This window comes from Chelativorans sp. YIM 93263 (genome assembly GCF_028767125.1).
Lineage (GTDB): Bacteria > Pseudomonadota > Alphaproteobacteria > Rhizobiales > Rhizobiaceae > Chelativorans.
The window spans coordinates 690,951-707,675 of record NZ_JAKCWP010000001.1 but is presented as its reverse complement, the minus strand read 5'-3'; the positions used below and the strand labels follow the sequence as shown (position 1 = coordinate 707,675).

Annotated in this window: 17 protein-coding genes; 6 read left to right on the top strand and 11 right to left on the bottom strand. The window is 62.8% G+C overall.

Translation table 11 applies throughout. The annotated features are described in order from the left end of the window. Nucleotides 1-20 precede the first annotated feature (20 nt). The 10 genes from LY631_RS03465 to LY631_RS03420 all read right to left on the bottom strand — a co-directional run bounded on the left by LY631_RS03465 (nucleotide 21) and on the right by LY631_RS03420 (nucleotide 8,140). Nucleotides 21-488: a GNAT family N-acetyltransferase gene (locus LY631_RS03465; RefSeq protein WP_274423709.1), complete on the bottom strand. Its 468-nt coding sequence runs from the start codon at nucleotides 486-488 to the stop codon at nucleotides 21-23. Nucleotides 489-580: 92 nt separating this feature from the next. Then, nucleotides 581-1,462, bottom strand: coding sequence for a GlcG/HbpS family heme-binding protein (locus LY631_RS03460; protein ID WP_274423708.1), 882 nt, complete (start codon nucleotides 1,460-1,462; stop codon nucleotides 581-583). A gap of 20 nt (nucleotides 1,463-1,482) precedes the next feature. Then, nucleotides 1,483-2,340, bottom strand: coding sequence for an ABC transporter permease (locus LY631_RS03455; protein WP_445082836.1), 858 nt, complete (start codon nucleotides 2,338-2,340; stop codon nucleotides 1,483-1,485). Then, the gene (locus LY631_RS03450; protein WP_274423706.1) at nucleotides 2,337-3,506 is read right to left on the bottom strand and encodes an ABC transporter substrate-binding protein; all 1,170 of its coding nucleotides are present in this window, start codon (nucleotides 3,504-3,506) and stop codon (nucleotides 2,337-2,339) included. Before LY631_RS03450 ends, LY631_RS03455 begins: the two co-directional genes overlap by 4 nt. Before the next feature lies 1 nt (nucleotide 3,507). Next, on the bottom strand, nucleotides 3,508-4,488 hold the full coding sequence (locus LY631_RS03445) for a PQQ-dependent catabolism-associated beta-propeller protein (RefSeq protein ID WP_274423705.1): 981 nt from the start codon (nucleotides 4,486-4,488) through the stop codon (nucleotides 3,508-3,510). 14 nt (nucleotides 4,489-4,502) lie between these two features. Continuing rightward, the gene (locus LY631_RS03440) at nucleotides 4,503-5,255 is read right to left on the bottom strand and encodes an ATP-binding cassette domain-containing protein (RefSeq protein WP_274423704.1); all 753 of its coding nucleotides are present in this window, start codon (nucleotides 5,253-5,255) and stop codon (nucleotides 4,503-4,505) included. Then, the gene (locus LY631_RS03435; RefSeq protein ID WP_274423703.1) at nucleotides 5,248-6,006 is read right to left on the bottom strand and encodes an ABC transporter ATP-binding protein; all 759 of its coding nucleotides are present in this window, start codon (nucleotides 6,004-6,006) and stop codon (nucleotides 5,248-5,250) included. Before LY631_RS03435 ends, LY631_RS03440 begins: the two co-directional genes overlap by 8 nt. Further along, entirely contained in the window at nucleotides 6,003-6,776 is a 774-nt protein-coding gene (locus LY631_RS03430; protein ID WP_445082835.1) for an ABC transporter permease, read from the bottom strand. The genes LY631_RS03435 and LY631_RS03430 overlap by 4 nt, the downstream gene beginning before the upstream one ends. Then, a complete protein-coding gene (locus LY631_RS03425; protein ID WP_274423701.1) occupies nucleotides 6,725-7,696 on the bottom strand; it encodes an ABC transporter substrate-binding protein in 972 nt (323 codons plus the stop codon). The genes LY631_RS03430 and LY631_RS03425 overlap by 52 nt, the downstream gene beginning before the upstream one ends. Nucleotides 7,697-7,807: 111 nt before the next feature. Then, entirely contained in the window at nucleotides 7,808-8,140 is a 333-nt protein-coding gene (locus tag LY631_RS03420) for a c-type cytochrome (RefSeq protein WP_274423700.1), read from the bottom strand. 171 nt (nucleotides 8,141-8,311) lie between these two features. Here LY631_RS03420 and LY631_RS03415 point away from each other — a divergent pair, with 171 nt between their 5' ends. Genes LY631_RS03415 through LY631_RS03390 form a run of 6 tightly spaced genes read left to right on the top strand, consistent with a single transcriptional unit; the run spans nucleotide 8,312 to nucleotide 16,071 of the window. After that, nucleotides 8,312-10,384: a methanol/ethanol family PQQ-dependent dehydrogenase gene (locus LY631_RS03415; RefSeq protein ID WP_274423699.1), complete on the top strand. Its 2,073-nt coding sequence runs from the start codon at nucleotides 8,312-8,314 to the stop codon at nucleotides 10,382-10,384. Beyond that, nucleotides 10,381-11,199 (top strand): substrate-binding domain-containing protein, encoded by an 819-nt coding sequence (locus LY631_RS03410; protein WP_274423698.1) that lies wholly within the window; start codon nucleotides 10,381-10,383, stop codon nucleotides 11,197-11,199. Before LY631_RS03415 ends, LY631_RS03410 begins: the two co-directional genes overlap by 4 nt. 28 nt (nucleotides 11,200-11,227) lie before the next feature. Further along, nucleotides 11,228-12,058: a c-type cytochrome gene (locus LY631_RS03405; RefSeq protein ID WP_274423697.1), complete on the top strand. Its 831-nt coding sequence runs from the start codon at nucleotides 11,228-11,230 to the stop codon at nucleotides 12,056-12,058. Nucleotides 12,059-12,079: 21 nt separating this feature from the next. After that, nucleotides 12,080-13,135, top strand: a complete 1,056-nt coding sequence (coxB, locus tag LY631_RS03400; protein WP_274423696.1) for a cytochrome c oxidase subunit II — start codon at nucleotides 12,080-12,082, stop codon at nucleotides 13,133-13,135. Next, the gene (ctaD, locus tag LY631_RS03395; protein ID WP_274423695.1) at nucleotides 13,132-15,663 is read left to right on the top strand and encodes a cytochrome c oxidase subunit I; all 2,532 of its coding nucleotides are present in this window, start codon (nucleotides 13,132-13,134) and stop codon (nucleotides 15,661-15,663) included. The genes coxB and ctaD overlap by 4 nt, the downstream gene beginning before the upstream one ends. 6 nt (nucleotides 15,664-15,669) lie before the next feature. Next, the gene (locus LY631_RS03390; protein ID WP_274423694.1) at nucleotides 15,670-16,071 is read left to right on the top strand and encodes a hypothetical protein; all 402 of its coding nucleotides are present in this window, start codon (nucleotides 15,670-15,672) and stop codon (nucleotides 16,069-16,071) included. A 323-nt stretch (nucleotides 16,072-16,394) separates the two neighbouring features. On the opposite strand, the gene LY631_RS03385 is transcribed toward LY631_RS03390, so the two are convergent. Then, nucleotides 16,395-16,616 (bottom strand): hypothetical protein, encoded by a 222-nt coding sequence (locus LY631_RS03385; RefSeq protein WP_274423693.1) that lies wholly within the window; start codon nucleotides 16,614-16,616, stop codon nucleotides 16,395-16,397. Nucleotides 16,617-16,725: the final 109 nt, after the last annotated feature.

The window sequence follows — 16,725 nt, the reverse complement described above, 5'->3', positions numbered from 1 at the left end:
CCCACTACCATAGCGGTTGCTCACTTGTCGCCGAACTTCAACCGCATCTCGCTCGCAGGCTTGAAACCAAGTCCGCGATAAAGTGCTTCTCCTGCCTCGGATGAATGCAACACGACATCGGTGCAGCCCGCACGTCGTAGATGATCGACAGCCATCCTGGTCAACGTCTTGGAGATGCCCTGCCTCCGATATTGTGGGGCGACGTAGACTGCCCAGATGTAACCTGGCAACATACGCTCGCTTTTCACAACCGCAGGATACGGCATTGAGTGAAGCTGGCAGGAGGCAGAACCTGCGGCGACCACTCCATCGAACGCAATGAAGCTGGCAAGGCTTCTCTCTTCGCGTCCCGAAACGAGAAAGTTCCGCACGATCGCTTCTGCATCAACCTGTAGCTGATCAGGAGGGGTACCGTAGCTTTCCCAGATGGCCATGTAATGACGGACAATGATGTCGTCTTGGTCAGCCGTCGCCTCAACGAAATCCACTAGACCCCTCCTATCAGTATTCCTCAGTCTAACAGCCAACCACTTGGAAGCGGAATTCCATGGAGTGATCTCTACTGCCGCCGACGTGGCGGCTATGAAGCACCGCCTGTTGGGTGGGTCTCCCCAAAGTTCTCCGAAATTCTTTCAGCCGTGGGACTGCAGGTCGGATGACCGTAGCCGCTCGAGCTCTCTTGCCTGCCGGTGGCCGGATCGACCGTGAGATCATGAATGATGTTGTCGTTGCCTGCGTCGGTCACGCCGTCTGGCACGTGGTCCAGATCGAGCGAGTGGCGTACTTTCCAGGCGATCACGTGGTCGGTGCAGGCCTCGTCGCCGCTGAGCCCGAGGGCGCCAGCAAGCTCGTCCTCTCCGGTGTAGAGGGCCAATCCACCGCCGAACACCGTCACTCCGCTGGCGGGCTGTCCAACCAGCGGGTCACCCTCCGTGCCCCAATCCTCGGCAGAGCCTTCCTGAACCGCGCCGGCGGCGGGATGGCTTGCTTCTAGCCCGTAGAGGGCGCTGCCCGGCTGTGAAGGCCAGTAGAGATTGGCGGTGGAAAGCGCAAAACCCGGCAGGCTGAAAGCGTTGGCCGTATGCGCCTTGGACAGCGCGATGGCGCGGCTGCCCGGCCACTGGTCGCCGAAGTTCTCACCGGAGCGCGCGACCGCGCAGACCACGCCTGCCCGGTTCACAACGACCGCCCACATATGATTGCCGAGGCCACCATTGACGGACGGATCGCCTGGAGCCACCACTTCGCGCAGCGAAGAGGTGAGTTGTCCATGATCGGGGAGGCCGGCGCAATCGGGCGCCTGTTCCGCCTGCGCTTGCGGTGCCGGCTGCTCTTGCGCCTGCGGCTCCGCACCTTCCTCGCGTGGTACCAGGGGCTCGGCAGGTTCTTCCTGCGCTGCGGCCGGCAGGACAACAACGCCCAATGTAGCGGCTAGGGTGACGGCGGAAGCTGCACATTTCATCACGGACCTCCTTTTCCGGGTCATGTGGATTGCGGGTTTCGGGGAGCAGCCGGCGGGCTGCGCAACCGATAGCCGGCGACCGCCAGTGCAAAGAAGGCTACGAGGCAGCCGCCCACGACTGCAGCGGCGAGTGTGTGGAATTGTCCGTATAGGGTAAAACGGATCAGCTGGACGCCATAGGTGAAGGGATTGAGCTGGGCGGCCACATGGACGATCTGCGCGCCGGCTTCCTCGAAGCGCCAAAGCGGATAAAGCGCCGGGGAGATGAAGAACATCGGGAAGATGACGAAGTTCATCGCGCCGGCGAAGTTCTCGATCTGGCGGATGTGGACTGATAACGCGAGCCCGAGCGCGCCCAGCATCATGCCGACAAGGAGCAGTGCCGGCAGCGCCCACAACCATCCCATCCAGGGAATGTCGACGCCGAAGGCTGCCGCAACGGCGAGAAAGCCAAAGGCCTGCAGCACCGAGAGGACCGTGCCCGAGACCAGTTTGGACAGGAGCAGATACCAGCGCGGCAACGGTGCGGCGAGCAGGAGCCGCATGAACCCCATCTCGCGATCGTAGACCATGGCGAGCGAAGACTGCATGCCGTTGAACAGCAGCACCATGCCGAGCAGCCCCGGCACCACATAAACCTGGTATTCCACATAGGTCTCGTAAGGCGGGATGATTGAGACGCCGAAGACGTTGCGGAAGCCGAGCGCGAAGACGAGCAGCCACAGACTCGGGCGAACCACCGCGGCAACGAGCCGGCCGCGCTGGTGCACGAAGCGGAAGAGATCGCGCTGCACGATGGCGCCAAGCGCGCGGGCCGCGTGTGCGGCCCCGAACCCGGAGGGAGTGCCGGTTCGGCCCGAAATCGCTTCAGCGGTCATCGGCTGAGCGCGCATTGCGTCTCCCTCTCGTCGAAGCCGAGCGTGTCGAGATTGTTGGTCTCGTGCAGGAAACCTTCGAAAGGCGCCCGGTCGACCACCCAATTGGGCATGGTGAGAAAGACCGGTTGGCGCAGCTGATTGTTCCAAGGACGAAAATTCAGCGGATAGCCTTTGAAGCCGTCGAGCACGATCTCCTCGCTCCGGACATAATCGGCGACGGCGCCGAACTCTGTCGTTTCGGTGCGCACCACCGCCTCCACCACTGCTTTCGTCGCGATCCAGGCGGCCCAATCGTAGCCGGTCATGAAGCGCTCCGCCTGCCGCTCAAAGCGATTGTTGAGCTGTGCTGCGCCATGCCGCTCCCACGCCCAATGCCAAAAGTTCGGCGTCAGCCCCGCTGCACCGACCGCCGGACGCGGATGCTGGGTGCGGAACGGCACTTCGCGCGCGAACTCGCCGCTTGCCTCGGCGATGAAAAGCACATCGTACTCCGCGTCCGAGGTGAGAAGCGCCACGTTGTTGCGCTGGCGTTCGCGCGGGTCGCTGCCCAGAACGAAGGGGCGCACCTCGGTGATGTTCAGCCCGTAGCGTTTCGCCGAGCGCTCGAAGGCGGCGAACACCGCCTCGTCCTCCGGCGCCTCGCCCTTCAGCACCATCACGTCGCGCCAGTCCTGGCGAACGAGATATTGTGCCAGCGCGTCCGACAGCATGGCTCGGCTCGGCCCGATGTTGAGAAGGTTTTCCGAGCAGGCGGTCTGCCGCAGAGCATCATCCGGTGCGGAGATGTTGAAGAGCATCACGTCGCGCCCGGCCGTGGCCTGGGCGAGTTGCGCAACGAGCTCGCCCGGCAGATCGAGCAGCACGAAAGAGATTTCCTGCTCGATAAACGCGTCCAGCGCGCTTGCGGCTTCCTTCGGCTCGGCGACGACCACGCTTTCCAGATCGAACTCAACCCCGAGGGCAGAGCCCACGAAACGGCTTTCCCGCAAAGCAACCTCCGCGCCCTGGTCGGGCTTGCCCCAGGGCTGTGCCGGAAGCCGCATATCGAGCCGGCTTTCCGAATAGCGCGGGTCGCCTTCCAGCGAGAGGAAGCCAAAGGTGACCGTCTCGGCGGCGGCCGGGACCACCGCCAGCAGGAAAAAGAGAATCGCCGCGATGATGCGCATCTCAATCCACCACGACGACGCTATGCGGCGTTCGCGCCACGGGCACCGATTTCGCCACGCTCAGGGAAGCTGTATCGACCACCGACATGTCGTCGCTGAGCCCGTTCGCAACGTAGAGCGTGGACTCGTCGCCGTTGAGTGCCAGACCCCACGCGCGCTCGCCGACCAGCACATACTCGCGCACGGATTTCGCCGCGACATCGACGGCGGCCACATGGTTCGCCCTGCCCAGCCCGACATAGGCAGTGCTGCCGTCCTCGGTCATGACGATGCCCACAGGCGTCACGTTCTCACGGCGAAAGCCCTGCGGCTCGAAGGCGATTTCTTCCGTCACTTCGTAGCTGCCGGTATCGAGGATGGAAACGCTGCCGCTCAACTCGTTGGTCACCCACAGCTCGCTGCCGTCCGGCGTCAGCGCAAACCGGCGCGGGCGGTTGCCGACCAGCGTGTTGGCGAGAAGTTCATGGGTTTCGGCATCGACTACATGCACCATATTCGCCACCTCGGAGGTGACGTAGACCACCGAACCGTTGGGGGCGGCAAGAACGCCTTCGGGTTCCTCGCCAACCTCTACCTCGGCCACCGCTTCCTTGGCGGCAATATCGAAGACCGTCAAAAGCGCGTCATCCTCATTGGAGACGTAGATCAGTTTGCCGTCCGGGCTGAGGTCGAACATCTCCGGATCGTCCCCCACCTCGAGGCGGTCGATCACCTCCATTGCCTCGAGGTCGATGACGTCGATCGCGTCGCCGTCGCCGCAAGCTGCATAAAGCAGGCGCCGGTCGGGGCTGAGCTGCAGGGCACGCGGCCGCTCGCTGGTGGGTATCTCCGCCGTCTTCTCCAATGTGCCCGCGTCGAAGACGATAACTGCGTTATCCTTCTCGCTGCTGACGAAGACGCGCCCGCTTTCCTGCGCCTGTGCGGCGATAAACGGTACCGTCAGGAGAAACAGGGAAAGAATAATCCGGCGAAGCGTCCGCATGAGGGGTCCTCCATTCATATTGTTGACTCGCGTGGTGCGCCTGCCTTGGTGATCGCCAGAAAGGCAGCATCCACCGTCGGCTTGCCCGTTCTGAAGGTGAACTCTGCCGGTGCGGCGTCGCTGAGGACGCGGCCCTCATGGAGCACGACGATGCGGTCTGCCTCGCTTGCTTCATCCACCAAATGCGTCGCCCACAGCACACCGACCCCGCGCCGGTTGGCGAGCCGGCGCACATCCTCCACAAGGGCGCGGCGGGAGGCGTGGTCCAGCCCCGCAGTCGCCTCATCCATGAGAAGGACTGTAGGCTCGTGCAGCAGCGCGCGGGCAAGCTCCACCTTGCGCCGGTTGCCTCCCGAGAGTGTGCGGCAGACCTGTCGGCCGGCTTCAACGAGACCGGCGCGAGCAAGCTCTTCCTCCATCCGGCTTTCAAGCATGCGACCGCCCATCCCATAGAGTGCGCCGTGGAAGCGCAGATTGGCGCGAACCGACAAATCGAGGTCGAGGGTGGGCTGTTGGAAGACGATGCCAAGTGCGCGCCTTGCGCCGGCATCGCCCGGGCGGCCGCCGCCGATCCGCACCTCGCCGGCGTCAGGGGGGAGAAGCCCGCACAGGATGTTGAAGAGCGTCGTCTTGCCGGCGCCGTTCGGGCCCAGCAGGACGACGAATTCGCCCGCGCCGACCGCAAGGTCGATCCCTGCAAGCCCCGTCCTGCCGCCGTAGCTCTTGGCAAGGCTGGTGACTTCGAGGAGGGGGCGGTTGCTATCCATCCGGCATCGCCTCCCTCTCTTCCCGAAGGATGCCTTGCAGCAGGCCTGGATGGCTTTCCAATAACTCCTGATGGAGTGCATGAATGGCAACGTCGTCGACACTGCGCGGGCGCGGCAGGTCGATGGAGAAGTCCAGCACCACGCGCCCCGGCCGCCTGCGGATGAAGACGACACGGTCGGCGAGCGCCAGCGCCTCGTGCAGATCGTGGGTCACATAGAGGATGGTTGGCCGGGTCTCGCGCCAGAGATCGAGCAGAAGTTCGCGCAGGGCAGAGGCAGCGGGCCGGTCGAGCGAGACGAAGGGCTCGTCCATCAGAAGAAGGCTCGGCTGTACCGCAAAAGCGCGCGCCAGTGCCGCCCGCCGCTGCATGCCGCCGGAGAGCTCGCGCGGAAAGGCATCCTCGAAGCCCGCCAACCCCGTCGCGGTGATGAGTTCTCTGGCGCGCTCGCGTTCCCCAGGACCATCGCCGGTCACCAGCAGGATGTTCTCAAGGGTGGACAGCCATGGCATCAGACGGGGCTCCTGAAACACGCAGCCGATGCGCGTGCCTCCGTCCAGGAAATGGATGCTGCCATCGAACGCCCGGTCGATGCCGAGAATGAGCTTCAGCAGTGTCGATTTGCCGGCACCCGAGGGACCGACCAGCGAAACGAAGGAGCCTTTCTCCACATTGAAGCGCAGCCCCTCGAGCGCCACTATGTCGCTCGGCGTGTATTCCTTGCGCGCAATGTCGATGGAGAGCGCCGTCATGCCCGCCACCTGGCTACTCGCCGGTCGGCTGGGCGGAGAACCGCCGCCTCCAGCGTCAGGATCACCGCTGCGAAGGCGAGCGTGTAGGCAAGGATGCCGGCGATATCGAACATCTGGAAGAAAAGGCCGAGCTGGAAGCCGACGCCGCTTGAGCGGCCGAGTAGTTCGACAACGAGAACAACTTTCCAAGTAAGGGCCAGACCGCTACGCGCGGCGGCCATGAAGTAGGGGTAGAGTTGGGGTAGATACACCTTTCGCAGAGTGCGCGATGGCGGCAGGTCAAAGGCTGTCGCCACGTCCATGAGCTGCCGGTCGACGGCTCGCGCGCCCTCACGCATGGTCACGGCGACGGTGGGGATCTTGTTGATTGAGACGGCAAGGATGGCGGCGGCTTCCGTCAGACCGAACCAGACGTAGCACAGTATGATGATCACCAGTGCAGGGATGTTGAGCCCGAGAACGAGCGCTCCATCCAGGGAATAATCGGCGCGGCGCCAGCGCCCCATGGCGATGCCCATGATCGAGCCCACGACCATCGCTACGGCGAAGGCGGCCAGGACGCGCGCAAGAGTAGCGGCAAGGTGGAAAAGCAGGTTTCCCTCGGTCAAGTGCTGCGATAGCGCGACGAGAACCGTGCCCGGGGCTGGCAAAACCCGGCCGCCGGCCCAAAAAGCTGCAGCTTGCCAAGCCAGAAGCAGAGCGACGAAACAAAGCGCTCTTAGGGCTGCGCCGTTGAGCTCGCGCTGTCCTGAAGCCGGAACCCCGACCAGAACGTGCCCGGCGTCAGGTTCTCCGCGCCGCCTGTCAACTCGCCACCACCCTCGCGATAAAGCACCGCGAAGGTTTCCTCGGCCGCTTCCACCTGACGTTCTCCGAAGGTTCGTGGAATGCCCCGGCGATAATTGATCATCAGCGCTTTCAGCGTCGCGTCGTCTTCCGCCTGTACCAAGGGCCTGATGCGCGTCCATTCCTCCTCCGATTCACCCAGGATCTTTTTTGCCTCGTAGGAGGCGTCCAGGAAGGCTTGCACCTTCTTGCTATTCTCCTCCGCCCAGTCTTCATCAAAGACCCAGCCGAGCAGCGGCACGCTGTCATGCACGCCGAGGCCTTCCAGAATGTCTTCGACATCGATGAGGCGCTTCATGCCGGCTGCTTCCAGCCGTGCGCCGTAATGCCAGTAGTTGATGACGGCTGGCAGATCGCCGCGCAGCATCAGTTCATTGAGCAATGGCGGGGCGGCAAAGGTCGGTTCCGCGATGTCGGCGAGGTCGGCGCCCTCCTCACTGCGTGCATAGGCCCGCATGAGCAGCCAGTTCTTGTCCAGTGCCCCACCGGCTATGCCGATCTGCTTGCCTTTCAGATCAGCGAGCGTGGCGGCGTCAGCATCGGGCGAAACCATCAGCGAGCCGACCATGGTCGAATAAGGCACAAGCGTGAAGGACCGACCCTCATGGCGTTGGCGCGAGACCCACAACCAGTCGCTCACCACAATGTCGACTGCGCCGGCATTGAGTGCCACGTCAAGCGCGCCCTCACCACCGTAGCGGACGATTTCGAGATCAAGGTCTCGCTTCTCCGCCAGTCCGTGGTGGTCGATGACGTCGAGTTCCCAGGCAACGGTGCCGTACTCAAGAATCCCGACGCGGATGTCGGCAGCGAAAGCGGGCCGCCCGAAAGTCAGCACAGCCATGAAGGTTGCCAGCAGCAGCGGCCGCAACCCGGAAACGCGAGCGCAGGACGAAGGCGTCGGCCGTTTGGGCAATTCATTAGTCAAGTGTTGTCCCCCTGGTTAAATCTCTCTCTAAGGTGCGTCCGCCAGTGGGCCGACTGCGCTGAAATAAGCGGAGAGGTCCTCGATATCCTGCGGGGTCAGCGCCTCGGCTACCGGGGTCATAACCGGGTGAAACCGCTGCCCATTCTTAAAATATTCGAGTTGTATCTCGAGGTAGGCGGCGTTCTGGCCGGCAAGATGCGGAAAGGTCGGATTGGGGGCCACTCCCCCGGGGCCATGACAGGCCACGCATTGCTGTGCCTTCTCGCGCCCCGACACGAGGTCTCCGCCCGCGAACGCTTGGGAAGTCCCGGAAATGAAGGTCGCTGCGGCAGCCAGTATAGCGGTCGCTCTTGCGCGCATTTCATCCTCGCTCGTTCAGCGGCTCAGGAGTCGACATCCATGGCGTAGTTCTAAAAGCGGAACATTTGCGGAGCATGATTGTTCCGCAAATGAGCAACTTGTCGGGCCGAGGGCGTCCGGCGGATGAGCCGGCGCCATATCAGGACCGGCCACATCACCAGGGGAGGGACAATGAACATCGCCATTCCGGTCGCGGGGATCATTGCTCATGGAGGACTACGCCGCTTTGCATTGACAGCCAGCGCAGCATTCTTCTGCACCTTCTGTTCAGGCGCCCAGGCGAATGAAACGCTGGTCGAGCTTTCTGAGGATGATACGCAGTGGGTCATGCCGGCGAAGAACTACGCTTCGACGCGCTTCAGCGGCCTCGACCAGATCAATGCCGAGAACGTGCAGGACTTGGATGTGGCGTGGACCTTTTCCACCGGCCTGGTGCGTGGGCACGAGGCTGCACCGCTCGTCGTCGGCGACACAATGTACATCGTCACGCCGTGGCCCAACATTCTCTATGCGCTCGACATCACCGACGGTTCGTTGAAGTGGTCCTACGAACCGGAGCCGGATCGCGCGGCGCAGGGTGTCGCCTGCTGCGATGTGGTGAACCGGGGCGCCGCGTATCTCGAAGGAAGGATCTTCTTCAACACCCTAGACAACCACGCGGTGGCTGTGGACGCGGAGACCGGCGAAGAAATCTGGAAGACCAAACTTGGCGACATCAACCGCGGAGAGACCATGACCATGGCGCCGCTGGTGGTGAAAGATAAGGTTCTGGTCGGCAACAGCGGTGGCGAGCTGGGCGTGCGCGGCTGGCTGACCGCGCTCGAAGTGGAAACGGGCGAGATCGCCTGGCGCGCCTATTCCACCGGGCCGGACGAGGAAGTGCTCATCGGTGAGGACTTCCAGCCGCCCTACCCTCAGGATGCCGAGCCCGATCTCGGCGTGACTACATGGCCGCCGGGACGATGGGAGATCGGCGGCGGCACCGTTTGGGGCTGGATTTCTTACGACCCTGAGCTGGACCTCATCTACTACGGCACCGCCAATCCAGGGCCGTGGAACCACAATCAGCGGCTGGGCGACAACAAGTGGACCGCCTCTATCTTCGCCCGCAATCCGGATACGGGCATGGCGCGCTGGGCCTTTCAATGGGGCCCGCACGACCTGTTCGACTATGACGGGGTCAACGAGAACATCCTGATGGACCTGGAGATCGACGGCGAGATGCGCCAGGTGCTCGTACGCCCGGAGCGCAACGGCCACATGTATGTGATGGACCGGACCACCGGCAAGGTGCTTTCGGCCGAGGAATACGAGCATGTGACCGTCACCCGTGGCATCGATTTGGAGACAGGCCGGCCGATCCATGTCCCGGAGAAGGAGCCGCGCGAGGGCGAGATCACGCGCGATATCTGTCCCGCCGCCCCAGGTGCGAAGGACTGGCAGCCCTCCGCCTATTCTCCCCAGACGGGCCTCGTCTACGTACCGCACCAGCATCTGTGCATGGACATGAAGGTGGTTGAGACCAACTACATCGCCGGCACGCCCTTCGTCGGCGCAGAGGTGGAGATGTATGCCGGCCCCGGCGGCTATCGCGGTGAATACATGGCCTGGGATCCCGTCAACGCCGAGAAGGTCTGGGCAATCGAGGAGAATTTTCCGGTCTGGAGCGGAACCGTGGTAACGGCCGGAGACGTCGCCTTCTACGGAACCATGGACCGCTGGTTCAAGGCGGTCGACGCACGCTCGGGCGAGCTTTTGTGGCAGTTCCGGGTGGATTCGGGCATCATCGGCCAGCCGATTACCTATCAGGGATCGGACGGCAGGCAGTATGTCGCCGTGCTGGCCGGCGTCGGCGGATGGGCAGGCGCGGTGGTGGCCGGCGATCTCGACACCAATGTGCCCTTCGGCGCGCTGGGTTTCGTCGGCGCGATGCAGGATCTCCCGGAGCACACCGGCCCTGGCGGCACGCTCTACGTCTTCGCCCTGCCCGAGGAGCGTGCGGATACGATCAACTCACAAGAAGCTCCACCAGCCGATACCGAGCCTGGAACCGAAGCTGCGGCACCTGCCGAGCCGCAAGAGGAGATCGGGACGGAAGCACCGCCCCCGCAGGTCGAGCCGGATTCGGGTATCCAACCAGGCGCAGAGCCGGAGGAAGATGCTCAGACCGGAGCGCCAACGGAACCTGAACCTCCAGCACCTGCCCCTGTTGAACCTCTACTCGATGAGGAGGAAGGGCAATGACGGGTGGATACCGAAAGTGGCTTTTCGCCGGGTCCATTGCCACACTAGGCGCCGTTCTTACTCACGGTGCGGCAGCCGACACGCGCGAGTTGCGCGTGTGCTCCGATCCTAACAACCTGCCGTTCTCTAATGAAAAGGGCGAGGGATTTGAGAACAGGATAGCTGAGCTGATCGCCGAGGATTTCGGTGCCGAACTCTCCTACACCTGGTGGGCGCAGCGGCGCGGCTTCGTCCGCAACACGCTCAATGCCGGTGATTGCGACGTCATCATGGGCGTGCCGGCGGGTTACGAACTGGTGGAGACGACCAAGCCATATTACCGCTCGACCTATGTCTACGTCTATCGCGAAGAGAGTGGCCTTGATCTCCACTCCATCAGCGATCCGCGCCTGAAAGAGCTGAAGATCGGCGTGCACCTGATCGGCGACGACGGCGCCAACACCCCGCCCGCCCATGCTCTGGGCAACCAGGGGATCGTCGACAATGTTTCCGGCTATATGATCTACGGCGACTATCGCGAGCCGAACCCGCCGGCGCGCATCATAGACGCGGTGGCATCGGGCAAGCTCGACGTGGCCGCGGTCTGGGGGCCGCTTGGGGGTTATTTCGCCACGCGAGCGCCGGTCACCATGAGGGCGGTGCCGATCACTGACACTGAGGACGCCTCATCTCTCCGCTTCGACTTCTCGATTGCAATGGGCGTGGGCAAGGACGACCAGGCGCTGAGGGAGGAATTGAACGATTTCCTGCAGCGCCGGCAGGATGACGTCCGCGCTGTGCTCGAGGAATACGGCGTGCCTTTGGTGGACGGCTGAAAGCGGAGGCACAATCAAGGAGCAGGTAATGACTCCAAAAAAGCGGGCAAGCGTCCGGATCTACGTGATATCGGCGCTGGGATTGGCCCTTGCCGCCTGCGACCAGCCAGGCGACACCGCCGAAACGGAGCCGCAGATCGACCCGTTGGCAACGATGCGGGAGCAGGCTGCTGCGGACCGTACCGAGACCCCTGGCCCGACCGAAATCGCACAGGCAACAGATAGCTCCGAACCTGGCGAGCCCGGCGATGGGGGGGAGCCGGTCCAACTTACCGAACCCGCAGGAAGCGATGCGCCCGCAGCGCCGGAGGAACCTGGCGAGCCGCAGCAGGCACAGTCTCCCGCCGGCACTTTCACGCCTCGGGTCGAGGAGGAGGAAGGGATCTGGGAAGGCCGACTGCCGACCGGAGACGGGCGCTCCATCCTCATTCCGGCCACGACGCTCTTTCCGGGTATGGCGCGCGTCGATCCGCATATCGAGAACCCTTATTCCGGCGATACCGATGCTATTGCCGCCGGTGAACGCCATTTCGCGGCCTATAATTGCGCCGGCTGCCATGCCCCCCTCGGTGGCGGAGGGATGGGCCCACCGCTCAGCGACAATGACTGGATCTACGGTGGGGAACCGGCCCAGATTTACCTCAGCATCATGCATGGCCGCGGTAACGGGATGCCCGCCTGGGCTTCCATGCTGCCGCGCAAGACGGCGTGGGAGATGGTCGCCTATATTGGGACTCTGAGTGAGATCGAGGATTACGCTGCCGAGCTCGGCTTCGAGGAGGGCGGTCGCTACGAGCAACCCGATGACAGCGGCGAAGAGCAGCAGCCCGATACCGGAACCGACGCGGGGGGAGGATAGTGGCCCCCCGGCAAACTGCCGGTGATCGACCTCCGGGAAGACGATGAGGTACCGGCGCCGATGATCTCGCCAGCATTGGGATTCGCTGCCCGGTATTTCGCCGGTCTTGTCGCCGCAGCCGTTTTTCTATCCACAGGCTGCGCGGGCCCGCAATCGGCGCTGCAGCCGAGCGGCGCCGCCGCGCGCGAGGTGGCCTATCTGTGGTGGGCAATGTTCTGGGCAGGCACCGCGATCTTTCTACTCGTTCTCGGCTTGCTGCTCTATGCCAGCTTTCAAGCGCCGGAAAGACGCTGGCGCATTGCACCGGTGAAGATGATCGTCGCGGGCGGCGTTGTGCTTCCCATCGTTGCGCTCTCCATCCTCCTGGTTTTCGGCCTGAGGGCAGGCTCCGGTGTGAGTGCCGATCTGCCGGAAAACGCAATCAGCATCCGCGTGACGGCGCATCAGTGGTGGTGGGATATTGAATATGTCGACCATCGCGATCCCAGCCGCAACTTCACCACGGCCAACGAGCTATATCTGCCGGTAAACCAGCCGGTTGAGCTGCTCATGACCTCTTCGGACGTCATCCACAGTCTCTGGCTGCCGCGGCTGGCCGGTAAGCTCGACCTCATCCCCAGCCAAACCAACCGTCTCGTCATCGAGGCGGAGGAGCCGGGCGTCTTTCGCGGCCAATGTGCGGAGTTCTGCGGATTGGCCCATGCACAAATGGCCTTCTATGCCGTGGCTGTACCACAGGAGAAATTCGAGGCATGGGCCGAGCGGCAGCGCTCGCCGGCCACGCCGCCCGAAACGCGAGCCGTCCATGCCGGAAAGGACGCCTTCGACGCGAGCGGCTGCGTCGTCTGCCACACGGTGCGCGGGGGAGGCGCCTGGGGAACGGAAGGTCCGGATCTTACTCATCTGGGCAGCCGGCTCACCATCGCAGCAGGCACCTTCGACAATACCCGGGAGAACGTCGCCGCCTGGATCGCCCGCAACGACGACATGAAGCCCGGCAACAAGATGCCGGAATTTCCGCATCTCGACCGTGAAACGCGGCTCTCCATCGCCGCCTATCTGGAGAGCCTCCAATGAATGACGCGGCGGAAAAATTCCGCTCCCCCCTGGCCGCCGAGGTCGTGGGCCCCGAGGCGGAGGCGCAGTTCGAGCGTGTCTGGGAGAAGCCGAGCGGATGGCGCCGCATCAGCGCCGTCAACAACTCGGTGATCGGCCGGCGCTTTATTCTCACCACCTTCATGTTCTTCCTCGCCGGCGGTGTGCTCGCGCTCCTCATACGCACGCAACTCATCGTGCCGGAGAACGACCTGCTTTCGACCGAGGTCTACAACCAGTTCTTCACCATGCACGGCACGACGATGATGTTTCTCTTCGCCGTGCCCATGATGGAGGCCTTCGGCGTCTATCTCATACCGTCGATGATCGGCACGCGGGACCTCTGCTTTCCACGCCTCAGCGCTTTCGGCTACTGGTGCTTCCTGTTCGGCGGGCTGCTGCTCTATTCGAGTTTCCTGATCGGCTCCGCGCCTGATGGCGGCTGGTTCATGTATGTGCCGCTCACGACCAAGGAGTTCTCCCCCGGCATCAATCAGGATTTCTGGCTGCTCGGCGTCACCTTCGTCGAAATCGCCAGCATTACGGGCGCGCTGGAACTGATCGTCACCATCCTGAGGATGCGCGCTCCCGGCATGTCGCTCCACCGCATGGCGATCTTCGCGTGGTACATGCTGGCGGTCTCCTTCATGATCATCTTCGGTTTCCCGCCGCTGATCCTCGCCAGCATCCTGCTTGAGGCCGAACGCGCCTTCGGCATTCCGTTTTACGACGTGACACGCGGCGGCGATCCCCTCCTATGGCAGCATCTTTTCTGGATTTTCGGGCATCCCGAGGTCTACATCATCTTCCTGCCGGCGGCGGGGCTCGTCAGCGCCATGCTGCCGACACTGTCGCGCGGACCGCTGGTGGGTTACAGCCTGCTCGTTCTGGCCGTGGTGGGCACCGCCTTCCTGAGCTTCGGCCTTTGGGTCCACCACATGTACGCTACCGGCATTCCGCGCTTGGCGCTCTCCTTCTTCGCCGGGGCAAGCCTTGCCGTCTCGATCCCGAGCGGAATCCAGGTCTTCGCCTGGATCGCCACTCTGTGGGAAGGCCGCCCGCTCCTGCGCACGCCACTTCTTTTCGTTATTGGCTTCATCATCATCTTCGTCATAGGCGGACTGACCGGCGTCATGGTCGCCATGGTACCTTTCGACTGGCAGGTGCACGACACCTATTTCGTGGTCGCTCATTTCCACTACGTGCTGATCGGCGGCATGGTCTTCCCACTCTTCGCTGCGCTCTTCTTTTACCTCCCACGCGCGACGGGACGAATGCTCTCGGAAACGATGGGCAAGATCAGCTTTTGGATGCTCTTCATCGGTTTCAACGTCTCCTTTTTCCCGATGCATCTGACCGGGCTCCTAGGTATGCCCCGGCGTGTCTACACCTATCCCGCTGGTCTCGGCTGGGATTGGCTGAACCTAACTTCGACTCTGGGCGCTTACATGTTCGCTGCCGGCGCGGTCGTGTTTGTCGTCAACGTGTTCTGGCATGTGCGTTGGGGTGAGCCGGCGGGTGATAATCCCTGGGAAGCGGGAGGGCTGGAATGGGCAAACCCATCGCCCATCCCGCCCTACAACATCCGCAGCATTCCCCGTGTTACCAGCTATAATCCGCTGTGGGACCAGCCGGGCCTGCACGACCGCATCGAGAGCGCACGCGAATATCTGCCGACCGCCACCGAAGGCAAGCGCGAGGTGCTTGCCACCTCGGTCGTAGGTGCTGCACCGGAATATGTGCTGCGCTTGCCGAGCCCCAGCTTCGTGCCGCTCCTGGCGGCACTCGCCACCGCCGCGACCTTCATTGGCTTTCTCATCTCGAAATACTGGATCGCAGCGGCCGGTGCGGCCACCTTCCTCCTCATCCTCCTGTTCTGGCTATGGGAGGAACCGCACGAGAAGCATGAGAAATATGTCGGTAACGGGCTCACCCTTCCGATCGGCTCGGGCAGCACCGGCGCGCATGACTGGCTGGGCTGCTTGATCTTCATCTTCGTCGACGGGGCGGTCTTCGCGTCGCTCGTCTACGCCTACTTCTATCTCTGGACCTCCGCCGCCGTGTGGCCGCCGCCGGGCTTTGCACCGGAGACCGGAACGTCCGCCATCATCGTACTCGCGCTCACAGTGCTTTCCCTTATAGTGGTCGGGCTGACTCATTGGGCAGCCAGCCATCACAACCGGCGTGGTATCCTTCTGGGACTCTTCCTTAGCCTCCCGGTCCTGGGCGGCCTCGCCTATGCGCTGTTCGCGGCCTGGGGCGAGCTACCCTTCAATCTGAAGAGCCACGCCTATGGAGCGCTGGTGGTCTTTATCGGCGGTTATTTTGCGCTGCATGTGTTGCTGTCGCTTTGCTCGGCGCTCTTCTCACTTGCGCGCTTTTTTATCGGCGGGGCAGTACCGCACAAGGACGTCTCCGCACTTGTCTTCACGCAGCTCAGTCTCTATTCCGCGGTGGTCGGGCTGGTGGCGTTCGCCGTCATCTATCTATCGCCGACAGCCTTTGGGTGAGACACGATGGCCAAGCCCGAAAAGTTCGCTCCCGCACCCAAATACGGTTTCCCGGCCGACGCCAAGGGTTTTCTCCTCCCACCCGTGGTATGGGCAGGTTTCTTCGTCGCGATCTATTCGGTGCAGGGTGCGGGCTGTGCGGCCATCGAGGCGGGTTATCTCGGCTTCGGGACGCTCCGGCTTCTGCTCACCGCTCTGACGGTGCTCACTGCAGCGGCCATTCTGGTCGTCGGAATCTGGTCTGGACTCGCCTTCCGGCGTATCCGCCGGGAGAATGCGGAAGGAGACGACGGCGCAGTCCAATCGCGCTTCCTTGCCGAAGGTGCGATGCTCAGTGCGGGCCTATTCTTTGTCGCGACACTATGGATTGGGTTGCCGATCGCCTGGACCAACCCATGCGGCGGCTGACGCAAACGCAAGAGAAACGTTTCCAACGGAAACCCGCCCGACACTCTAGAGGTTTCTGGTCCCCCGCTCGTGCTCGATCGCAGGCTGAACCGTGAGCGCTACCTGATGACCCGTTAAGAACGTCAACAGTGAGCTAGTTGCGGGGTCTCGTCGGTTAGCGGCCAACAACAACGCGAGGGAGGCAGCATGAGCACCACCACGCCACATTTGCGTTACCTGCTTCGGCCACGAGATTTAGGCGGATACCATGGCCCACATTTTGGGAACTACGGCCAGACTAACGTCCGGGGTGGACAACGATAACTATGAGCCATTACGGCAGCTCACGCCTGAGATTTCGCTGCCGTACATATCATATGGATCTCCGCCGGGCTGAACGTGATGGAGAACCGCTGTGTCGCCTTGGGCGTGTAGATATCGGCGGCAAGCACCGTAAGAACAACCTCACCCGTAGTCCTTACTTCGATATTCTCCACCGTAAGGGGCTGACTGTAGAGGATCTTGGGGTCACCAACTCTCTTTCCAGGGCGGGCCAGCAGTCTCATTTTCTACCTCCTTGAGGCGTGCGAGGACTACGCCCAATGGACAACGCAAGTCACGTGCCACCGCTTTCTGGCCGATATCTGTGCGATTTGGATTACACCAAGCCAACGA